The 19831-nt window shown below is 38.5% G+C and carries 23 protein-coding genes; 11 read left to right on the top strand and 12 right to left on the bottom strand.

What is annotated here, in order from left to right; all coding sequences use genetic code 11:
* Positions 1 to 113: 113 nt before the first annotated feature.
* Positions 114 to 581: a hypothetical protein gene (locus NY014_RS02505; RefSeq protein WP_259412955.1), complete on the top strand. Its 468-nt coding sequence runs from the start codon at positions 114 to 116 to the stop codon at positions 579 to 581.
* Between the two features lie 71 nt (positions 582 to 652).
* On the opposite strand, the gene NY014_RS02510 is transcribed toward NY014_RS02505, so the two are convergent.
* Positions 653 to 853 (bottom strand): dodecin family protein, encoded by a 201-nt coding sequence (locus NY014_RS02510; protein WP_259412956.1) that lies wholly within the window; start codon positions 851 to 853, stop codon positions 653 to 655.
* Positions 854 to 1092: 239 nt separating this feature from the next.
* On the opposite strand from NY014_RS02510, the gene NY014_RS02515 reads away from it, so the two are divergent.
* Positions 1093 to 1788: a class I SAM-dependent methyltransferase gene (locus NY014_RS02515; protein WP_259412957.1), complete on the top strand. Its 696-nt coding sequence runs from the start codon at positions 1093 to 1095 to the stop codon at positions 1786 to 1788.
* Positions 1789 to 1801: 13 nt separating this feature from the next.
* Here the strand turns inward: NY014_RS02515 and NY014_RS02520 are convergent, their stop codons facing one another.
* On the bottom strand, positions 1802 to 2146 hold the full coding sequence (locus NY014_RS02520) for a putative quinol monooxygenase (protein WP_259412958.1): 345 nt from the start codon (positions 2144 to 2146) through the stop codon (positions 1802 to 1804).
* 227 nt (positions 2147 to 2373) lie between these two features.
* Between NY014_RS02520 and NY014_RS02525 the strand changes: the two genes are divergently transcribed.
* Positions 2374 to 3420 carry an NAD(P)-dependent alcohol dehydrogenase gene (locus NY014_RS02525; protein ID WP_259412959.1) on the top strand — a complete coding sequence of 349 codons (1047 nt, stop codon included), beginning with the start codon at positions 2374 to 2376 and terminating at the stop codon, positions 3418 to 3420.
* A 310-nt stretch (positions 3421 to 3730) separates the two neighbouring features.
* Here the strand turns inward: NY014_RS02525 and NY014_RS02530 are convergent, their stop codons facing one another.
* Positions 3731 to 4444 carry a DUF2807 domain-containing protein gene (locus NY014_RS02530; protein ID WP_259412960.1) on the bottom strand — a complete coding sequence of 238 codons (714 nt, stop codon included), beginning with the start codon at positions 4442 to 4444 and terminating at the stop codon, positions 3731 to 3733.
* Positions 4445 to 4606: 162 nt separating this feature from the next.
* On the opposite strand from NY014_RS02530, the gene NY014_RS02535 reads away from it, so the two are divergent.
* Complete coding sequence (locus NY014_RS02535) at positions 4607 to 5056, top strand: GNAT family N-acetyltransferase (protein ID WP_259412961.1); 450 nt, start codon at positions 4607 to 4609, stop codon at positions 5054 to 5056.
* Between the two features lie 23 nt (positions 5057 to 5079).
* Here NY014_RS02535 and NY014_RS02540 read toward each other — a convergent pair whose 3' ends face one another.
* Entirely contained in the window at positions 5080 to 6384 is a 1305-nt protein-coding gene (locus tag NY014_RS02540; RefSeq protein ID WP_259412962.1) for an APC family permease, read from the bottom strand.
* A gap of 58 nt (positions 6385 to 6442) precedes the next feature.
* On the opposite strand from NY014_RS02540, the gene NY014_RS02545 reads away from it, so the two are divergent.
* Both NY014_RS02545 and NY014_RS02550 read left to right on the top strand, forming a co-directional pair.
* A complete protein-coding gene (locus tag NY014_RS02545; RefSeq protein WP_259412963.1) occupies positions 6443 to 7531 on the top strand; it encodes an aromatic ring-hydroxylating oxygenase subunit alpha in 1089 nt (362 codons plus the stop codon).
* A gap of 137 nt (positions 7532 to 7668) precedes the next feature.
* Positions 7669 to 7950 carry a hypothetical protein gene (locus tag NY014_RS02550; protein ID WP_259412964.1) on the top strand — a complete coding sequence of 94 codons (282 nt, stop codon included), beginning with the start codon at positions 7669 to 7671 and terminating at the stop codon, positions 7948 to 7950.
* A 194-nt stretch (positions 7951 to 8144) separates the two neighbouring features.
* Here NY014_RS02550 and NY014_RS02555 read toward each other — a convergent pair whose 3' ends face one another.
* The gene (locus NY014_RS02555; RefSeq protein ID WP_259412965.1) at positions 8145 to 8567 is read right to left on the bottom strand and encodes a hypothetical protein; all 423 of its coding nucleotides are present in this window, start codon (positions 8565 to 8567) and stop codon (positions 8145 to 8147) included.
* 34 nt (positions 8568 to 8601) lie between these two features.
* Positions 8602 to 9018: a hypothetical protein gene (locus NY014_RS02560; RefSeq protein ID WP_259412966.1), complete on the bottom strand. Its 417-nt coding sequence runs from the start codon at positions 9016 to 9018 to the stop codon at positions 8602 to 8604.
* A gap of 140 nt (positions 9019 to 9158) precedes the next feature.
* Between NY014_RS02560 and NY014_RS02565 the strand changes: the two genes are divergently transcribed.
* The 4 genes from NY014_RS02565 to NY014_RS02580 all read left to right on the top strand — a co-directional run bounded on the left by NY014_RS02565 (position 9159) and on the right by NY014_RS02580 (position 13149).
* A complete protein-coding gene (locus tag NY014_RS02565) occupies positions 9159 to 9791 on the top strand; it encodes a hypothetical protein (RefSeq protein WP_259412967.1) in 633 nt (210 codons plus the stop codon).
* 478 nt (positions 9792 to 10269) lie between these two features.
* On the top strand, positions 10270 to 11112 hold the full coding sequence (locus NY014_RS02570; RefSeq protein WP_259412968.1) for a LytTR family DNA-binding domain-containing protein: 843 nt from the start codon (positions 10270 to 10272) through the stop codon (positions 11110 to 11112).
* Between the two features lie 102 nt (positions 11113 to 11214).
* A complete protein-coding gene (locus tag NY014_RS02575) occupies positions 11215 to 12144 on the top strand; it encodes a cupin domain-containing protein (RefSeq protein ID WP_259412969.1) in 930 nt (309 codons plus the stop codon).
* Between the two features lie 78 nt (positions 12145 to 12222).
* Entirely contained in the window at positions 12223 to 13149 is a 927-nt protein-coding gene (locus tag NY014_RS02580) for a CPBP family intramembrane glutamic endopeptidase (protein ID WP_259412970.1), read from the top strand.
* A 148-nt stretch (positions 13150 to 13297) separates the two neighbouring features.
* Here NY014_RS02580 and NY014_RS02585 read toward each other — a convergent pair whose 3' ends face one another.
* Positions 13298 to 13525, bottom strand: a complete 228-nt coding sequence (locus NY014_RS02585) for a hypothetical protein (protein WP_259412971.1) — start codon at positions 13523 to 13525, stop codon at positions 13298 to 13300.
* Positions 13526 to 13927: 402 nt separating this feature from the next.
* A complete protein-coding gene (locus NY014_RS02590) occupies positions 13928 to 14302 on the bottom strand; it encodes a hypothetical protein (RefSeq protein ID WP_259412972.1) in 375 nt (124 codons plus the stop codon).
* A gap of 193 nt (positions 14303 to 14495) precedes the next feature.
* Here NY014_RS02590 and NY014_RS02595 point away from each other — a divergent pair, with 193 nt between their 5' ends.
* The gene (locus NY014_RS02595) at positions 14496 to 14972 is read left to right on the top strand and encodes a hypothetical protein (protein WP_259412973.1); all 477 of its coding nucleotides are present in this window, start codon (positions 14496 to 14498) and stop codon (positions 14970 to 14972) included.
* A 480-nt stretch (positions 14973 to 15452) separates the two neighbouring features.
* Here NY014_RS02595 and NY014_RS02600 read toward each other — a convergent pair whose 3' ends face one another.
* The 4 genes from NY014_RS02600 to NY014_RS02615 all read right to left on the bottom strand — a co-directional run bounded on the left by NY014_RS02600 (position 15453) and on the right by NY014_RS02615 (position 19732).
* Positions 15453 to 16070 (bottom strand): hypothetical protein, encoded by a 618-nt coding sequence (locus tag NY014_RS02600; protein ID WP_259412974.1) that lies wholly within the window; start codon positions 16068 to 16070, stop codon positions 15453 to 15455.
* 634 nt (positions 16071 to 16704) lie between these two features.
* Positions 16705 to 17859, bottom strand: coding sequence for an AbiH family protein (locus tag NY014_RS02605; protein ID WP_259412975.1), 1155 nt, complete (start codon positions 17857 to 17859; stop codon positions 16705 to 16707).
* Between the two features lie 400 nt (positions 17860 to 18259).
* The gene (locus tag NY014_RS02610) at positions 18260 to 18802 is read right to left on the bottom strand and encodes a DUF4468 domain-containing protein (protein WP_259412976.1); all 543 of its coding nucleotides are present in this window, start codon (positions 18800 to 18802) and stop codon (positions 18260 to 18262) included.
* Positions 18803 to 18865: 63 nt separating this feature from the next.
* Entirely contained in the window at positions 18866 to 19732 is an 867-nt protein-coding gene (locus NY014_RS02615; RefSeq protein WP_494337109.1) for an HNH endonuclease, read from the bottom strand.
* Positions 19733 to 19831 lie beyond the last annotated feature (99 nt).

Here is a 19831-nt window from a genome sequence, read left to right on the forward strand (position 1 = left end):
AGGTATCCTGAGAAGAGGGGGGTTTTTCCTGAAAAAACTTACCGAGCAACTTGATTATTATCATGTTTCAGGTGATTGATAAAACTTAGGTTTGGAGATTAACCCTATCTATTATGAATCATCTAGCATCCTTTGGAAGAGTCTCTCTCTTCATCATTTATTTCTGGTTTGGCCTATTGAAAGTAATCGGCATTTCTCCAGCAGAACCTTTGGTTCACAATCTGTTTGATCAGCTTTTGGCTGGTTTCATACCTTTCGATTTATTTAATCAACTTTTTGGCTTAGCTGAATGTCTGATTGGAATCAGCTGGTTGGTTCCGCGATTTACTAAATGGGCTTTGTATATCCTCTTAGCGCATATGGTGCTGACCTTTCTTCCGGTCTTTTTCTTGCCGAATGATACCTGGCAAACATGGTTTACACCGACTTTGGTTGGGCAGTATATCATTAAAAATTTTGCTTTGATATCCCTTGGTTTACTCATCTTCAAGGAATACCAATTGAGAGTTACTATCAAATCACCCGAAGACTTGGCTAAAAATTATATTGCTAAAGAGGTGAGGGGAAATAGCGTTGCTTAAGAAAGATTTATTCCTAAATGGAAAAAACTCCAGAATTTGGGCTCTGGAGTTTTTTTCTTTTCTAACCTGGCTTAATCCACACGGAAGGAAACCTTACAAATAACTCCATAGGAGCTGATTTTCCCGTCTTTCACATGAACTTTGGTATCCTTTATGTAAACCGAATCGATATTATGGATGGTTTTGGATACTTCAGTTACGGCATTTTGAATTGCATCCTCAATACTTTTATCGGAGGAAGCAATAATTTCGAGGACTTTAACAATAGACATGGTGTTAAATTTTAGAGTTTGACATTTGGACATACGACCCCAAAAATCACTGTTTTTTGAAGGGGAAGTTGTTGATTTTGAATACTTTATAATTTACCCAATTTTCATCCGAAAAAATCTTTTTTATGGCTGATTTTCATCATGTTAGTGGTTTTTACTTCCCTCTAAATTGACTTATGTGATAAGGTTTACTGAGTTTGGTTTGCAAAATTTTAATATTTGGTCTTTATAAAATTAGGATGACCCAAGGCCCTTCATGTAAGCTGGAAGACAAAAACAAAACCTGTTGTTCTTCCGAAGAAAGTGGTATAGAAAAGGATTCTATTTCAAAATATTGGGATCAAGCATATCTCAATAGTTCAGAAGATCAATTGGGATGGTTTGAAAATGATTTTAGTCCAAGTTTCCGTCTTATTAATCAATGCAACCTGGATTCAAATGATGCAGTTTTATTGGTTGGGTCAGGAAGTAGCCGATTACCTGATGAATTATTATCAAATGGACTTTCCGAACTTTGGGTTTCTGAAATTAGTGAAGTAGCTCTTCAGGAAGTAAAAACAAGACTAGGAGAGCGTATTAATTACCAGTTAGGTGATATTTTATCTTCCGAAATTTTGAAAGGAATTCCTCCAGTAAAATTATGGTTTGATCGGGCCGTGATGCATTTTTTCATGGAGGAGAAAGAGCAGGCCTCCTATTTTCAGAATCTAAAGGAAAAAGTAAGGCCAGGAGGCTATGTTATTTTTGCTGAATTCCATCTTTCTGGAGCTGACAAATGTTCAGGTTTATCGGTCTTCAGATATGATGAAAAAATGTATCAGGAGCGATTGGGAGATGAATTTATCTTATTGGATTCCTTTATTCATTCCTATTTCATGCCCTCTGGACAAGAACGACCTTACAGCTATGCCCTTTTCCAGAGGACTGAATATTAATTATGATTGGGGTTTATAAGCCCTGATAAAAGGAAAAATGATTGACGGGGAGGGTTCCCATTGCAGCTTTAAGTTCCTCGGATAGATTACCATAGATATCTCCTGACAAATCCGAAATAGCCATCAATTTTCCAAGCAATTCTCCCGCATTTCCCATGTGAGCCATGACAGCATCCGAATCAGAATAGGTCTCTACAACATGGCATTTGGTTCCATCCGAATTAAAATACCAATTATAAGTTTCTGCTCCAGGTTCATTGGCTTTGACCTTGTCAATTAATTGAGGAATGATTTTTTTGAATACAGACTCTTTTCCAGCATGGATGTGGAATTTGGCACATAGGGTTATTTTTTTCATAGTGATTTAGGTTGAGTTGAATAATAAGGTATTGAAATTATGCTTGATTTCCTATCAATTAGGATGTGCTTAGAGTTTGTTAATCATAGGTTTATACTGAATTTGATCTTTTTTTCTACGGGATTTTTCTTCTAGCTTTTCAAGATATATTTTGGTATCTATCAGGGTCAAGTCAGTTATTTTTTGTAGAATCACATAACATCCACTTGTACTAAAATTCTTGAGCCATGCCCATCGTAAAAGCCTATGCTGCCACCCAAGCTGATCTTCCTTTAGGACCTTTTGATTTAGAAAGAAGAGATCTAGAGCCCTTGGACGTTCAAATTGAAATCATGTATTGCGGGGTTTGTCATTCGGATATTCATACTGCTAGAAATGAATGGGGAGCTACCATGTTTCCGGTAGTCCCAGGACATGAAATTGTCGGAAAGGTCAGTGCCATTGGTTCTGAAGTGACTCGATACAAAATCGGAGATACAGTAGGAGTGGGGGTCTTTGTGGATTCTTGTGGACACTGCACAAATTGTCATGATCACTTGGAGCAATACTGTGAAAATGGACACTCTCAGACCTATAATTCTCTTTTGCAGGATAAAAAGACCATCACCTATGGTGGATACTCGACTCATATTGTGGTGACAGAAAAATTTGTCTTGCGAGTCCCGGGTAATCTTCCACTTCCAGGAGTGGCTCCACTTCTTTGTGCAGGGATCACTACCTATTCTCCCTTACGACATTTGAATGTGAAAAAGGGGGATAGAGTGGCTGTTGTAGGTTTAGGAGGATTGGGACATATGGCGGTGAAATTGGCTGCTGCTATGGGTGCTGCGGTAACCATGCTTAGCCGAAGTCCTGAAAAAGCCCAAGATGCCAAGAAATTAGGGGCTCAGCATTTTGTGTTGACTACAGATCCGGAACAGATGAAAATGGCAAAGTCTTATTTTCATTACATCATAAATACCGTTTCGGGGGTGCATGATTACAATTTCTATTTGCCTTTGCTAAAAACCAATGGGACCATGGTGGTCTTGGGAGCACCACCCGAACCTAGCACCGTACAAGCTGGGCTTTTACTTCGGGGAAGGAAAAGTATCCTAGGTTCTCTAGTAGGAGGGGTCAAAGAAACTCAGGAGATGTTGGATTTTTGTTCAGAGCATGGAATTGTTTCTGAAGTGGAGGTGATTCCTATTCAGCAGATCAATGAGGCGTATGAACGGACTATTGCTGCCGATGTGCATTATCGTTTTGTGATTGATATGGAGTCGTTGAAGTAGCGAAGGCTGATAGGTTTTTTAATAAGGACTGAATGGTTCAGGATTGGGATTCCACTAGGCCTAGAACGATATGATGTGAAAAGTAAGCGGTAAAAGGTAAATAGTGAATGTTTCAACTTAGATCCCTAGTGTGAAGAAAGTGCCGCTAGGCACGAAAGTTATGTAGCATAAGTTTGTGTCTGATTTCAGGAGTGCCGTAGGTACGGTATTTTTGGCTTTTTAGGCAGGTGCTTTGTATTTATTAATTGAGATAATTAAAAAACCCCAGATAGAAATCTGGGGTTTGGTATTATTAATTGGAAGAAATAGATCAATTACGATCCACAACTCCCAATCCTTTGATTTCTTCCTTGAGGATGGTTGGATTTCCGGTATAACTCACAATACCCATTCCTTGTGCGGTAATGGAAAGTTCTCCTTCACAATGCACAGCCACATGTCCCATGCCATTGGAATTGATTTCCATTTTTTGGGTAACTAAATCGGATGCCTCAAGATTTCCCATGCCTTTAAAATTGATCTTTGCCACTTCCGCCTTTCCGGAAAGATTGGTATTTCCCATCATATCCAATTCTGCTTCGAGTCGATCTGCTTCCATTTCCAATTCCAAATTGACAACTCCCTTTCCTTTGATTTGGAGTTCATTCAATAGGAAGCGTTTTTTGGTTTGAATATTCCCGACGCCATCAAATTGCAATTTATTGAGGCTGGAAAGAGTTAAGTGGATTACAGGGGTTTTATCATCCAAAAAATCCGCTTGTTCGGGATCAAAGTCAATCAATAATTCAGAGCCATTTTCAGAAATAATCAAGTAGTCCAAAACTTCTTCATAGGCATTGATTTCCAAGGTTTCACCATCTCCCTGCTCGAGATAAATGTTGAATACTCCATCAATTTTTAACTCACTGATTCCACTGATGGGACGAGTTTCCGTAATCAGTTCTCCTAGGTTCTTGTTACCGCGAGGGTTACAGGAAAAAGCCAATAGGGCTACTAGAAAAACGAGCGTGTGTTTAGTTTTCATCATTATGCTGGTTGGTTATCTGAAAGTACGAAATTCTTCGCGGAGGTGTTTGGTCTCCTTCGATTTTTGCTAGTCAAGTTCTGTTAGGGAAGAAGGAAGACATTCGAGGTCAATCAACAAATAGTATATTTGGCTGGTAAAATCACCTTCAATTGTACTCTCATGAACCTATCCCATACAGTCAAAGCTTTTAGCGAACTCACCCAAGATGAATTGTATGATTTGCTCCGATTGCGAAGTGAGGTTTTTGTAGTGGAGCAAAACTGTGTCTTTTTGGATATGGATAATAAGGATCAGAAGTGCCATCACTTGCTTTTGCACCTCGATAATGAATTGGTAGGATATTGTCGGATCGTTCCGGCCGGATTGTCCTACAAAGAGGTTGCAATTGGTCGGGTAGTGACCGCTCTCTCGGTTAGAGGTAAAGGTTTTGGGAGAAAAGTCATGGAGTTAGGAATCGAAGCTTGTCAAAATCTCTATGGACCCTGCGATATCCGTTTAGGTGCCCAAACTTACGCCTTGGGTTTTTATGAATCCTTGGGTTTTCAGGCTGAAGGGGATGTATATGACGAAGATGGGATTGAGCATATTGAGATGGTGAAGAGGGGTTAAGAAAAAGTAAGAGTTAAAGTGCTCTAGCCTTCATTTTTCTTTTTACTCCAAAAATATACAGGTAAGCCCAAGGCGATTCCTCCCATTCCCCAAAGAATGGCCTCCAAACCCGAGCCCGCAAAAAGCCAAAGGCTGAATCCTAGACCTAGAAGCGTAAGAAATACAGTTTTTGCATTTAAGGAAAAACCGAATCGGCCTCGGTAACAGAAATACCCAAAAGACAAGGAGGCGGATAGGTAAAAGAACAAGGAAGTGACCGTAGTCAGGCGGATCATAAAGGAATAGACATTTCCAAAACTTTCGCTGAAATTGAAAATCATCACCACTGTCACCAGCAAACTGGAGAAAATCAAGCCATTTCCGGGAATCCCAAACCGGTTTTTATTTGCTAGTTTTTTAGGCAAAAGTCCGTCTTTGGCCATGGAGTAGGAGATTTGACCCTGAATCAAAATCCATGCATTGAGGGCTCCAAAAGTGGAAATACAGGCACCCAAGGCTATGATGTAGCTGGAATTTTTCCCGAAAATCAATACTCCTGCATCGCTGAGTGGAGCAAGGCTGCTTGCTAATTCACTTGGAGAAAGTACTCCAAAAAGCGAAATCGTACTGAATAGATACAGAAAAACCACCAAGGACACTCCAATCAAAGTTCCTTTGGGAATATTTCGCTTTGGATTTTTGATGTTATCGGCAGGAATGGTAGCTGCTTCAATTCCCATGAAGGCAAAAAAGCAGAGCACGGAGGCTGTGGTAATGGCTTGGAAATCTGATCCCCCGGAAAGATTCAAGGGCTGAAAATGACTACTGTCAAAAAAGAAGAAGCCTCCAATAGCCACAATTAACAAGGGAAGTATTTTTAAAAGGGTGGTGACTACCTGAAGATTACCTGAGGATCGAATCGAGTAATAGTTTAGCGCAGTCAGACTCCATATAGCAGCTAAAGCTGTTGCGCTAAATCCTGCAAGCGAGCTTTCCAAAACAGGAAAAAAAACGCTTAGGTAACCGGTGAATGCCAAGGCAATGGCAGCGTTGGTGGTACAGGTGGAAAGCCAATAGCCCCAAGCCACCAAGAAAGCTGATAGTTCCCCAAAGGCAGATTTTGTGTAGGCATAGGCCCCTCCGCTTTCTGGGATAGCTTTGCTAAGTTTCCCTAGGATAATAGCCAAGGTGTAAGCTCCAGCAGCGGCCAAAATCCATCCTAACAAACTTATGGCGCCTAATTGGCCCAAGACTGCCGGCAAGGAAAATATCCCGGAACCTATCATTCCTCCTGCAACAAGGGAAATAACAGTGATTAGGCCCAGCTGTCGAATGGAAGAATTTTTCAAAAGCAAATCGGGTTTTGTGGCTTTTCCTTAATTTGTGGCAATAGTAAGATAAATAATTATGTCCAAAGCCTTTTACATCCATCCGGATATTGCCCAAGCAGGAACCCTTCCTTCTTCTTTTTATCGTTCACAGACTGTTTTTGAGGATTTGATTGAAAAGGTCTTTGCCAAATCCTGGCAATTTATTGGAGACAAAAGCCAAGTGGAGATGCCCGGACAGGTGAAGCCTCTACCTTTTTTGGAGTTTGGATTGGAGGAACCTATGTTGTTAACCAACGATCAAGGTACAATTCATTCTTTGTCCAATGTTTGTACTCATCGTGGAAATATCCTCTGCCATGACCCCTGCAAAACCAAGCAATTGATTTGTGGCTATCACGCCCGGAGATTCAATCTTCAGGGGGAATTTCAATTTATGCCTGAGTTTAAGGACACGAAGGATTTTCCTAGAAAAGAAGATAATCTGACCCGCTTTCCGCTTAAAAATCTTGGGCCTTGGTTGTTTGCTTCTTTGGGGGAGGATGCGTTTGATTTTGAGCCGGTATTGGAGGCGATGAATCGAAAGATTGGTTTTTTACCATTGGATGAATTTAAGGAAGACAAAAGCAGGAACAAGGATTATTTGGTGAATGCACATTGGGCATTGTACTGCGACAATTATCTGGAGGGTTTTCATATCCCCTTTGTCCATGAAGGCTTGAATGCGGTGTTGGATTACCGGAAATACGAGACCATTCTTTATTCCCATTGCAATCTGCAAGTAGGGCATTCCTCTGGTGGTGAGCATGTATTTGACCTGCCCAAAGATCATGAAGATTATGGACAGCAGATATCTGCCTATTACTTCTGGGTCTTTCCTAATATGATGTTCAACTTTTATCCTTGGGGTTGCTCAATCAATGTGGTTAAACCCATTTCTCCCAATCGAACAAAAGTCAGTTTTATCAGCTATGTCTATGATGAATCCAAGTTGGATACCGGAGCCGGAGCGGCCTTGGATAAAGTAGAAAGGGAAGATGAGTTTGTGGTAGAAGGGGTTTTCAAAGGAATGGCCTCCCGGGTTTATAAGACAGGGAGATTTTCTCCTAAAATGGAAAAGGGAGTTCATCATTTTCAGAGTTTGCTGGCTGAGTTTCTGAATCAGTAGTTTAGGGTTGTAAGAAGTAAAATGTAAATAGTAAACAGTATGGAGTGCTCTAAAAAGCTTCATAGGGATTTAATTTTTTAATAGGTAAGGGGATTAAACTGTTCGTATAGACCTGACTGCTTCAAAGGCAAGGACGAATGGTGGCAGAAATTACTGAAATCCAAAAGCTCCGAAGGAGCGAAATTATCAATAGCCAGGGGTTTCAACCCCTGGATAAAAGGCGCCTAATAGACAAGCGCTGGCGCAGGGTTTTTGGTTTGGAAACGTGGCTTGGTGCCAGCAAGATGGAAAAGATTTCTTCATTCTTTTTTCTTGACAAAAAAGAATCAAAAAGTCAAGACGCAGCAAAGCTTCCTCGCGCAAACCCAACGCATGGCCCGCTGCTGCGTCGGCCCACCGCACACGTTGGCAAAGCCTAGAATTTTAAATAGCTCCGTAGGAGCGTAACATTGGTAGCCCGGGGTTTTAACCCCGGGTTATAAGGTTCATTATTTCCCCAGCGCTGGCGTGGGATTTTTTGTTTGGAGACGTTGAATTAGTGCCAGCAAGATGGAAATGCCGATGTGATATAATCATTTTTTTGATTAACTATGAGATTGTGAAGGCTATTGGCCTAAATTGAAAATCCACCAAACTGCATGTTTGAATATAATGTGCCTATCATAATTAAAATAGATGTAATTCCTAAGCCAGAAACAATTATAGTTCCCAAAGGATCGATTTTTTTAACCCTTAATTCTTCAATTTCATCAATTGCAATTTTTGTAGGGAATTTATTTTTGGGCAGGTTGTAATTTGCATACAATGTGTCACTGGAATGGGACTGATATCTTAATTCCATTTCTCTCCCTGATTTACTTAGGATTTGAATTTTTTCATCCTTTTCTAAGGTCGATAGATTCCTTATAATAATCGCTGTTTGATTCTCATCAGAAAGTTCTTGTGAATTTTTTGATCCCATTGGCTGATAGGTTTTGCATTGTGAAAGCAAAAGCACCATTGAAAGGAAGATTGTGATTTTTTTTATGTCTTTCATATTTGAAGGCTTTTATTCTGTAATTGATTTTTACTTAAAATGGAATTCCTATATCAGGGGCAAAGTTTGAAAAACTTACTGCTGTAATCAATATAAACCCGCCTAAACCCACTGCTGAAAGAATCACTGTGGTCTTGACATCGGACTTCAAAACTTTTATTTCCTCGATTTCCTGGATAGGGACCTTAACTGGAAACTTATTCTTGGGTAGGTTGTAATTCGCATACAATGTATCCCTGGAATAAGAAATGTATTTTAACCTTAATTCCGTACCTGATTTACTAATCACCTTGATCTTTGAATCCTTTTCCAAAGTCAAAAGACTACTTATAATGACTTCATCGTGATTCTTTTCAGATGCTGCATGATGGTCTTCATGCCTGATAGATTGATAGGTCTTGCAAGAGCTAAAAATGCAAAGGCATACAAAAAGGAAAACAATAGATTTCATGAGATTAGGCTTTAGGAATATTTTTAATTTACCATTTTTCCCTGACAATCATCAGCTATTGTCCTGAGCATTTTCGTTGGCTATCCTTTTGAATTACTGTATTTTAACATACAACCAGAGGAAATCTAGTTATTGGGAAAATGGACCCGAATTCAATCATATATAGATCCATCATCACATTCATTTCTTCTCTTCTGATGCTTTTTGTTTTCACATCCTGTGAAGATCAAGAGCCTAGGACTCCTGAGATGGCAATACACTATTTCCCAATTTTGAAGGGGAACGTATGGAACTATGAGGTGAAACAGGTTTATTCTGACGGTACAAGCTCTTCTCCTTTTTACATTACCTACACCATGGGTGATGGCAGGATTGATATTTCCAGTAGTTCTCCTTCTTATGATGGAGCCTACCAAATTATGTATATAGGTTCAGACAGCAATATTTATAATGTTGTAGGAGAATTTCTAACGACTCGTTATATATCCCGAGAAAATTCAGAACAATTTCTTTTATCCCAACGAGATGGAACGGTGCCCGCATATCAATTTATGATAGGGGGCAAAAAGAGAATTAATAGTCGGGATTACATTTATGCAAAGGATTCCATTATTAATCCCAACACCAGTGTGAGGGTTCGGGTCTATACCTTTGGAAAAGGTATCGGGATTACTGAAATCCGAACACTTTATTATTATACAAACTCCTTAGGCGAATATCTAAAGAGCGATTATGAGCGGGTACAAAGCTTAATCAGCTACGAGCTACGTTAGATTTTTTGGTTACAGATATAACTTCTGAATGGCCATCATGATAAAGAAACAAATCAAACTTTTGCCTTGACGCAAAAGAACCAAAAGGTCAAGAATTGCCCCGATAAAAATCGGGACAAGACGCAGCTAAGCTTCCACCCACTTGCCCTACGCACACCTCGCGCCTGCCTGCTGCAGGCAAGGCTGCGTCAGCCCACCGCACACGTTGGCAAAACCTAGGATTCGTAATAACTCCGGAGGAGTTTAATTTTTTGTAGCCCCGGGTTTTAACCCGGGGTAAATGAGATCTACGAATTCCCCAGCGCTGGCACAGGATTTTTTGTTTGAAAATGGGGGATAGGTGCCAGCAAGATGGAAACGGATTTTTTTCGTTCATTTTTTCCTGAACTAATCGGGGCAGGCTTTGACCAAAAAGAACCATCCCGATAAAAATTGGGACATGTGCTCTAGGTCCCCGGAAAAATTCTATATTGACTTGATGACTGCAGATTATAGCTTTTTTAATCTTCGTTCCTACAAGCTGACCCTTGCTTTGGCAGTGGCAATTTTTTTTATGTTTTTCCTATTGATTTTTCAACCTTTTGGGGTGAATGATTACTCGCCTACTAGAATTTTTACCCTACAGTTTATAGGTATCCTTACCCTAATTATGGTAAAGACTTTTACGCTTTCCCTTTTTAATGAATTTCTGATTCGCCCTATGGTTTTCACCAAAGTAACTTTAGGAAGAATAATTGCGTGGACGATTTGGTCCTTTATTTTTCTTGGGACTGGTATCTTTTTGCTTTATAATTATTTAGGGAATTGGCATGATCTATCTTTTGGAAGTTGGGTGGAGTTTGTTTTGGATATTGCCTCGGTTCTTATTTTCCCTACCGTGGGGACATTTTTTTATTTCCGCTATCAAAATTTAAATCAAGCTTACCAGCAGATTCTTAGCAACAAAACAACTTCTATTCCTGCCGACCAAATGATCCATTTTCAGGGAAGTGGTGTCAATGACAAACTGATTATTTCCATAAAGGATTTTATTTATGCACAGGCTCAGAACAACTATGTGGAGCTTATTTATAAAAAAGAGACAGGTTTAGGGAAAAGTCTTATTAGGACTTCTCTTTCAGAACAGGTTGATAAAATCCAATCTCCTTATCTGGTGCGATGCCATCGTTCGTATTTGGTCAACCTCTACCTTGTAAGAGCGATCTCAGATGGCTCTGATATGAAACTGTATTTAAACTTTGTCACCCATCCCATATCCGTTTCTAAATCCTACCGGGATAGTGTTCATGCGGCGATAATGAAAATGAAAAACTTCGATTGAGTTTCATTCACCACAAATAGCCAAATTTCACCACAAAGGCCCTTAAAAATTCGTCTTCGAGCAATTGGATAGCGTAACTAGCAGCAAACAAATCCAAAAACTATGAAGACTACAAAAACTCTATTTCACTTGTTCTTAGGACTTTGCTTTTTCCTAGGAACCTATTCTTTGCACGCTCAAACTTCCTCCATTGAGGAATCTCTTCAAAATTTTGTAGAGAGTTATAAAACCGATCCCATGGCACTTTCCACTACTTTCGGAATCAAGGTAGGAGATGAGTGGTGGACCGTTTCGGTTAGGCGATTTCAGGAGCCTTACTTGGTAGGGAAAAACAAGCAATACACCTTTCATAATTTTGGCCCCCATGAAGTTACTTTGTCAAAAGGACAACCTTCTATTCCTACCTGGTATTTCCGTTTTGTAGATCAATCTGTTCTAGAAAAAATTGAGCGCATGGAGTGGACGGCAACGACTGCAGTAGCAAAATCTACTCCCGCAGACGTTACCGCTTTGGATATATTGGATATGGATGGCTATCAATCCAGCCAAGGTGCCACTGCTATTGCTTATCAGACACTTGAGCATTTCTGGAAAACCAATCCAGGAGAGGTGACGCGATTTAGTCGTGACAGCTCACTTCCAAGTCATGGTGCTCAACTTGTTGCGCTATATACGATGAAAGACAAGCGGATCAGTTGGTTTACCCTTGGGACTGATGAGGTTGCCAATGGAGACCGTGGATTGGATAAAGGTCAGGTGCCTAACCTTTTTATCATTACCAAAGGGAAGGGAAAAGCACAAATTGGGGAAGAGGAAATCGATCTGGAACCAGGGATGAGTGTATTTGTAGGACCTTATGTATCTCATGTACTATACAATCCATATCAAGAGCCCTTAGAAGGGATTTTGATCCTGTATGGGGATAATATCGATTATGCCTTGGGGCAATCATATCTCGATTTTTTGGATCAGGAATATGCTTTCTATGAAAAGAATGAGCAGGCTGTTAAATCGCTTTCTCAGAACAAATAAGATTGGGTAGACCCTATTGAAAAAGAGATCTTAAATAATTTCCAACAACCTTTTCTCAATTTAGAAAGCACATTATTTATGAAAAATATATTCATTAACCCATCTACAAAACGCCTAAAGGCTGGATGGAGAATACTGTTGACCTTTGCTATCCTAATAGGTCTTAATATAGCGCTAGGCGAAACGGTAAGAGCAATCAATGGTTCCTTAAAAGCTGCAGGTACGCTTTGGTTTACAGTTCTTGGAATTTCGGCAACCATAGCTGCCTACCTAGGGAGAAAATATTTTGACAGGAAAAGCCTTGCTTCCTTAGGTTTGAATCTCAATAAGCAGGCCTTGCTGGATCTACTATTCGGGGTAGCAAATAGTGCTTTAGTTATGCTCCTTGTTTTCGCAGTCATGCTCAATGTTGGTTTGATAGAATTTGATGGGTTGAGCTGGTGGACCGAGGGTGTGGATTCAGCTTCACTGAGTATTGCAGTGATCCCAGCTGTTCTTGCTCTGATCTGGAGATTTATGGTAGTTGCATGGTGGGAAGAGCTTTTTTTTAGAGGTATAATATTCCAAAATATTAGGGAGGGCTTAAATCTCAAATGGGCCATTACGATATCTACCCTGGTCTTTGCTTTAATTCATGCCGGAAACCCAAGTGCTACTGTATTGAGTACGGTGATGATTATCATAATTACACTTCAATTGGTCTATGCCTATTTAAAGACTCAGCAACTTTGGATGCCAATAGGTCTACACCTTGGTTGGAATTTTTTCCAAGCTTCCATCTTCGGGTTTGCCTCGAGTGGGCATAAGTCTCCTTCTCTAATTTCCCAGCACCCTATCGGACCAGATTGGCTGAGTGGGGGAGAGTTTGGTGCAGAAGGAAGTATCTTATTGCTTCCGCTGGTCTTTGGATCAATCATTCTGATCAATCTTTATGTCAATGGTACAAGGGGGAAGCAGCAGAGTCAAAATGTATTGTCCTTTGATGTTTCAACTGAGGGTTTATAAGGTAACCTTATGAAAGATTCGGGATTGCAAATCCCGAATAGCTACTAGCATTTGGTTCCGTGCGTGAAGACCTGCCTATCCGGCAGGCAGGCTCGGGTTTTAACCCGGGGTATAATGATCAGTAATATCCCAGCACTGGTGCAGGATTCTAGGTTTGGAAATGGGAAATAGGTGCCAGAAAGATGGAAACGATTTCTTCATTCTTTTTTCCCCGAAATAATCGGGGCAGGCTTTGGCAAAAAAGAATCAAAAAGCCAAGACGCAGCAAAGCTTCCTCGCGCAAACCCAACACATGGCCCGCTCCTGCCTGCCGCAGGCAGGGCTGCGTCGGCCCACCGCACACGTTGGCAAAGCCTAGAATTTTAAATAGCTCCATAGGAGCGTTACTTTGGTAGCCCTGCCTACCGGCAGGCAGGCCGGGGTTTTAACCCGGGGTAAATGAGTTCTACGGATTCCCCAGCGCTGGCGTAGGATATTTTGTTTGGAAATGTTGGATTGGTGCCAGCAAGATGGAAACGATTTTTATTGTTCTTTTGCCTCCGAAATAATCGGGGCAGGCTTTGCCCCAAAAGAACCAAAAGGTCAAGATTTGGCCAAGCTTCAGCCCACATGGCTTGCGCACACCCTGCTCCTGCCTGCTGCAGGCAGGGCCAAATCCTCCCACCACACACGTTGGCAAAGCGGTTATTTGGAGATATTTCAGTTGTAGCTGAAAGATCGTCACTGCGAGTCCCGTAGGGCGAAGCATGCCTCCCGAAGGGCAGGCAGTCTAAAAGTTTTAATCTAAAACTACCACTTCAATGTCATGGTTTTTGGCAAACTGCTCCATAATGATATCTCCCTTACCACAAATTGCCACACTTCTTATCGACTTTGGGTTAAACCGTTCCATTAATAATTTGCTGAAATAGGCTTGACCCAATAAATACATTCCTAACCGTGTAGCTTTTGTTTGAATAACGATAATATCCTTTCCTTCTACATCATAATAATTTTCATGATGTATTCTATTGTCTTCGTTTAATACAATTACGGCATCTAATAAACGTTGGCCTTGATTTTTATCCCTTCTTATAGCTTTGTATTCTTCAATCAAAAGGCCACCTACCTTTTCCCAATACTTCCTCGTTCTCCAAGTCTCGTTTTTACTCATAGGGTGAATTCTAATAGTAAAGTTTTAAATGAATCGAAAGATTATTTGAACATAAAATCCATTGAATTTTTGATCAAATAATTTCATTTAAATGGTTTTATTTCTAGATCAACTAATATTTGCATCTTTAGTTCAAAAGCACTAACTTTTTAGACCTTTTAATAATTATTCTTTAACAAAAACTATTTTTACTATGGAAAACAAGATTTCCATCGAGATCCCAGCAGCGGATCTACAGGCCGCAAAGGCGGCGCTGGAGCAGGTGCAACAAATCCTTGCACCTTATGTGATTGCCCTCACTCCGGATCAGCGCAAGACGATTCCGAAGATGAGTGATGGCACGGAACCTTTCGTAGGAAAGGTCATCGAGTACGCGGAAAGCTATCCTCAGTTTTTGCCTCCTTTTGTAGATAAGGGGGAGTTTGACAAGGACTGGGAGGCGATCAGCGGATTACTTCCACTGCTGCGCTTGTGCACGCAGATTCAGGACACCTTGAGTGATACAACCATGCTGGCGGGTTCGGAGGCGTATATCAGCGCGCTGAGCTATTACAATTCCGTCAAGCAGGCCGCCAAGGTCAATGTCCCGGATGCAAAGGCCATCTATGAGGACCTGCGCAAGCGCTTTAATGGACAGGGTAGAAGATCTTCTTCCGGTCCACTAGAATGAAAAATGCTAGCCTATTAATACTTAACACACTGCCGGGCCCGAAAGGGCTCGGTTTTTTTATGGACTTTTTATTCTAAAAGGGAAGTGGGGGTACTTCAGAAGGGAGTCAGTTTACCAAAAAGGTGAACTAGTTCGGTAAAAAGGCCAGCGAGTTCACCTCCGAGGAGAACTAGTTCGCCAAAAATGTCAGTGAGTTCGGTAAAAAGGCGAACTATTTCACCAAAAAGGTGAGTGAGTTCAGTAAAAAGGTGAACTAATTCACCAAAAAGGTCAGTGAGTTCGCCTCTGAGGTCAGTCAGTTTACCTAAAAGGCAAACTCGAGGACTTCTGAAGTGGGAGGGGGTACTTGGCAAGTGAGTAGGGGTACTTCCGAGGTAGGGTAGGGTACTTCTGAAGTACCCCTATTTGTTTGTAAGAATTACAAATTCTTAGAATTGAAATAGCGTAGCGGCAATCTACGCTTAGTATGTGCCTCTATTTTCAAATATTTTCCTTGAATATTGCTCCAACCTTCCATTCATCCTTGATTAAATACATACAGATTGAAACCTTAAAAATACCGCCTGTAGTTATAGCTTTATAGTAATATCTTTTTTCAGGAACAGTTTCTTCATATTTAATGTATTCATTTTCTTCATCAAAATAGCAGCTAGGATTTTCTTGGCATTGCTTCAATTTTGCATTTTTAAACTTATCATAAGTATCATGTATTAAGTTCATGTATTCTGTCCCATAGTAGTAATGAGTGCTTATATCCTCAATTTCTAAATATTTATTATCAGGATTGTCCCAAGAATCTAGAAAATCATAAGATAAAATATTGTTTGGTAAATTGAACATGATTCTTTGCAATCTAAACATATCTGATTCGGTGTTGTACAGGCGATTTTCCTCACTTGTGATATGACGAAGGACTCGATCAGTAGTTCGAAATTCTTTGTCATATAGAATCACACCATCTACTCCTTGTAAATAGGTGAAATCTCCATTTGAAATATCTTTCATTATATCATCTGCGATACTTCTAGGATTATTTGAACATCCGATGCAAAAAATAAGGAATAAAATTGCTGTTCCAGCCTTAATTTGTTTGATCATTTATTTATCAATTAAGTCTTATATTTATTTTTAATTATTTTAAAATTTAATTTACCTTTTATGTGGTTATAAATAGTTCTATTTTTTTGTTTTTATTCAATATTCTGGGTTTTCCAAACTTTCGATAGATCCTGATGATTTTAAAATTACTTTCATGCTGGTATATGGGATTCCATTATGTTTTTTAATTTATTTAGATAAATAGATTAAATACTATTTGTTTATTTTGTTATCTTAAATATTTATCGATAATCTCATCTATAATCCCATCTTCATTAAAATCATAAGATATTTTCATAAACAAGGTTGTAGAAGTTAAATTTTCGATAATACCTAATCGAGTATTATTTCCATCTGTAGCGATAATGAAATCACCATTTTTTGTATAAGAAATTACCCTCTTTGATTCAGAACAATTGTAAAAGGTTGTGATTTCAATTGTTCCGTTTTGGCGAAATTCTAAATAGTCTTTTCCGCAATTGTCGTTATTTTGATATGGGATATTGGATCCATTTACTATATATCCATCATAAAACTATTTTCCTAATATGGATATTTCTTCGTCTATTTGGTTTGTGTCAGAACAGAATAATATTAAAACCGAAAAGACTAAAAAAAATATTTTTTCATTTTCTTATGATTTTTGGTTATGTGTTTTTTGACCCATTGGTTCAGAATATTTCTTATTTACCACTTTCGATCGAAGAGCTGACTTACTCCTAAAGTGTCTGGAAATGGCAAATGTCTTCTGCTCATAATCATCTCCATTTTCTCTTTTATGGTAAAATAGTTTTATCGAGATGCAATTTTCATGTTCAAAAATGGTATTCAGGAGAGTTCTGTCAGATAATCCGAGTGAATGTCCATATACCTGTACCTGAAATGGACTACTTTCTATAAATTCCAATAGGCTTCGATAGCTTTGAAATTGAAGATATTTGAAGGATTTTATATGCTTGAATAGCTCATCGTTCTCCATATTTTCAAATTTTAGATACTCCTCGTCTAGCTCATCCCCAAAACCAAATACTGGGCCTTGAGAGGAAATATCATTTCCATCCAATCCGCCATGAATTTTTATGTGCTGATAAGTTTCTTCCAAAAACTCACCAAAATACAGTTCTGGAGTATTGGTATAATTGAAATTTAAAACACATGTGGATTTTACATTTTTATCCTTTTGTACTGTGAATGGCTGTGAATGATTTTTTTTAATTTTCTCTTTGAACTGTTGGTGAATTTTAGAAATGGGTTTTGGCTTATTCTTTTCAACTTCCTTTAGTAGGTAATTTTTAAGCAGGCTTTTCAAAAAATCCATTTCCATGTTAAGTTTCGTCACGGCTTTAGGATTCTGTGCAGCTCCTTTAAGCATTTTAAAAAAAATCAATTCAATATCTGCCCAGGTTTTTGCCTCAATTTCGCTAAAAATATTTTTCAGTAATTCAGATTTAATTTTACTTTCTAAACCTTTGCCGTTCATCGCGGCTCGTAATTTTTTATATGCCATGTTTGGCGAATAGGAATCAAAATCAGGAAAATGATGATGAAATCTTGCTCCGTTAGTCACTGATATGAGCTTATCTTCGAATGAACCTTCTTCTCTTATTCCATTAAGTATCTGCAAGCAATAATCCTCAATAAAGTCTTTAAAACTCGTCTTTAATCCATGAGCAAGATCAAAACCATTTCCAATAATAATTAATCGATTAACCTCATGATATTTATCAAAAATAGAAGGATCTATTTCTGGAATTTTGTTTTGGCTACCTATCAAGCTTGTAAAATCCATAATCTAAAAATCAATTTATTACTCCTTCCTCAGGCTCCAAAGCTTCCCGTAACACCTGCTGCAAAAGCAACTCATTTAGCTGCTGACTTTCCTGATGCTTGCTTCTAACTCATCGCAATACGCCATCAACTCATCCAACTTGGCGACTATGCGTTGTTGTTCGGAGAGTGAGATTTACAATTTTTGAAGTAGTTAGCGATATCTACTTCTTTACTATTTCTGATTTGACCTGATTAATTTTAATTCGTTTAATATTTCTTTTTGTAGCTTAATTACTTCATCAATTCTTAACATCCAAGCTCCAAAGAGTCTCATGACAAATACGAAAGCGACAAGAAAAGCAATTGCAATAATTAATTCCATTGTTATTAGTGTTTAATTTTTTTAATTGGGATATATTTTAAAAATCATCGACTTTTGATTTTGAGTTCATATGGCTTTGGAATTCCTTTAAAAACTCTTCAAATAATTTAGGAGCGTCTTCCTTAATATCTCTCCAGGCATTTCTAGTTAATAATATATATCCACAATCTGGCTTTTCATTTGTTAATAAACCACCGACAAAGCCATTCTGGTTTCTTAAACCATCATGATATATTTCATTAATGATACATCTATATCTATTCTCTCTTACATCAATGGTAATTGTAAAATTTAAAATATTGGGATATTTAGAAATTCCTGTTTTAGTATTTAATGTTATATTCCCTTTTCCTATAATTCTTCCAATCTCTTTATCATCCATTTGAATAACAGATTTAGAATCCTTGAAAGAGTAAGCCATAAATGACCTTGCTTTAGAATAAAGCTCCTCTTTGGATTGATCTAGAGAGTCAATTAAAACATACTCAAATTCCTCCTGAGAAAAGGCACTAAAAGAGATAAAAAAAGCCAAAAATAATAAATAGACATTTTTCATTTTTTCTAAATTTTTATTTTTCAAAACTTATGGGGTCTTTGTTTTAGGCCGTTGATTCATTTTTGAAATAGAAATGAATTTACCAATTCATAAATTGGATCTGTGAATTTCTAAATACTCTAAATTCCCTTGACTTAAATTTGAAATTTTTTCTTTTCCATTTACTCCAATTTTCTTAAAATCATCAAAGGCAATTTGTTCTGAAAGAATAATTTTTCCTGAATTTTCAAAGCTGATTAGATGGCGATCGAATAATGCGTCATAAGTTGGAGAGAGTAAAATTCCATTATCTATATCTAATCTTTGATCGTCATTAGCTTCTTTCCAAGGTATAATATGAGACGCTATTAAAATTCTTGGATCATTAAAGTCAGTCACTGCACATTTATAATTCCAGCGATGGATTATACCTTTTCTGTAGGCTCCTTGACCAACTCTGGAAGTTACCAAGCCTTCTCTTTCTGTAGAATTAGGTATCCTGATTTCATATTTACCTCTTTGCATTTCAGCTGCCAAATCCAATTTCAATTGCTCTGGTTGATAAGTGGGTCTTGCTCCAATCTTATTGAAGAAGAATTTTATTCCAATCCTATTATTTCCATTTCGATCTGGAGTTTCAAAAAAATCAGCGTCATAAAATTCTAATTCTGATTCAAAACGAACCCATCCTCGCTGAACATATTCAAATAGAAATACTCTTTTTCCTGAATCTCTATGATTGTATAATGCTAAATTCCCTCTTGTAAACTCCATATCACCTACTTGACCTTCTCCTGTGTAAGAGTAGACGTTATCATTCACCCACTGATCCTTATATCCGTGCTGATTTCCTTGGGAACCTGAAAAAATAAAAATATAAGGTCCTTGGGTAGATGGACAAATTCCGCTCTGCCTGTTTCCTCCATATTTATCATGAATTTCTGAACGTTTATATATTTGACCCGGGATAAACATGTCAAGAATTTAAAATGATCTTGGCCAATTTTTTCTTTAAAAACCTAGATGAAATTTTAATGCACTTCATCGTAAAAATACTTCTCGTTTAATAAACAA

This window comes from Algoriphagus limi (assembly GCF_024919275.1).
Taxonomy (GTDB): domain Bacteria; phylum Bacteroidota; class Bacteroidia; order Cytophagales; family Cyclobacteriaceae; genus Algoriphagus; species Algoriphagus limi.

Coding starts and splice junctions, on each gene's coding strand:
- NY014_RS02600 (WP_259412974.1), bottom strand. CDS start 16,070: ATGATCAAACAAATTAAGGCTGGAACAGCAATTTTATTCCTTATTTTT.
- NY014_RS02520 (WP_259412958.1), bottom strand. CDS start 2,146: ATGAAAAAAATAACCCTATGTGCCAAATTCCACATCCATGCTGGAAAA.
- NY014_RS02545 (WP_259412963.1), top strand. CDS start 6,443: ATGTCCAAAGCCTTTTACATCCATCCGGATATTGCCCAAGCAGGAACC.
- NY014_RS02590 (WP_259412972.1), bottom strand. CDS start 14,302: ATGAGTAAAAACGAGACTTGGAGAACGAGGAAGTATTGGGAAAAGGTA.
- NY014_RS02565 (WP_259412967.1), top strand. CDS start 9,159: ATGGACCCGAATTCAATCATATATAGATCCATCATCACATTCATTTCT.
- NY014_RS02580 (WP_259412970.1), top strand. CDS start 12,223: ATGAAAAATATATTCATTAACCCATCTACAAAACGCCTAAAGGCTGGA.
- NY014_RS02510 (WP_259412956.1), bottom strand. CDS start 853: ATGTCTATTGTTAAAGTCCTCGAAATTATTGCTTCCTCCGATAAAAGT.
- NY014_RS02550 (WP_259412964.1), top strand. CDS start 7,669: ATGGTGGCAGAAATTACTGAAATCCAAAAGCTCCGAAGGAGCGAAATT.
- NY014_RS02595 (WP_259412973.1), top strand. CDS start 14,496: ATGGAAAACAAGATTTCCATCGAGATCCCAGCAGCGGATCTACAGGCC.
- NY014_RS02530 (WP_259412960.1), bottom strand. CDS start 4,444: ATGAAAACTAAACACACGCTCGTTTTTCTAGTAGCCCTATTGGCTTTT.
- NY014_RS02605 (WP_259412975.1), bottom strand. CDS start 17,859: ATGGATTTTACAAGCTTGATAGGTAGCCAAAACAAAATTCCAGAAATA.
- NY014_RS02615 (WP_494337109.1), bottom strand. CDS start 19,732: ATGTTTATCCCGGGTCAAATATATAAACGTTCAGAAATTCATGATAAA.
- NY014_RS02560 (WP_259412966.1), bottom strand. CDS start 9,018: ATGAAATCTATTGTTTTCCTTTTTGTATGCCTTTGCATTTTTAGCTCT.
- NY014_RS02505 (WP_259412955.1), top strand. CDS start 114: ATGAATCATCTAGCATCCTTTGGAAGAGTCTCTCTCTTCATCATTTAT.
- NY014_RS02535 (WP_259412961.1), top strand. CDS start 4,607: ATGAACCTATCCCATACAGTCAAAGCTTTTAGCGAACTCACCCAAGAT.
- NY014_RS02525 (WP_259412959.1), top strand. CDS start 2,374: ATGCCCATCGTAAAAGCCTATGCTGCCACCCAAGCTGATCTTCCTTTA.
- NY014_RS02575 (WP_259412969.1), top strand. CDS start 11,215: ATGAAGACTACAAAAACTCTATTTCACTTGTTCTTAGGACTTTGCTTT.
- NY014_RS02585 (WP_259412971.1), bottom strand. CDS start 13,525: ATGGAGCTATTTAAAATTCTAGGCTTTGCCAACGTGTGCGGTGGGCCG.
- NY014_RS02515 (WP_259412957.1), top strand. CDS start 1,093: ATGACCCAAGGCCCTTCATGTAAGCTGGAAGACAAAAACAAAACCTGT.
- NY014_RS02555 (WP_259412965.1), bottom strand. CDS start 8,567: ATGAAAGACATAAAAAAAATCACAATCTTCCTTTCAATGGTGCTTTTG.
- NY014_RS02570 (WP_259412968.1), top strand. CDS start 10,270: ATGACTGCAGATTATAGCTTTTTTAATCTTCGTTCCTACAAGCTGACC.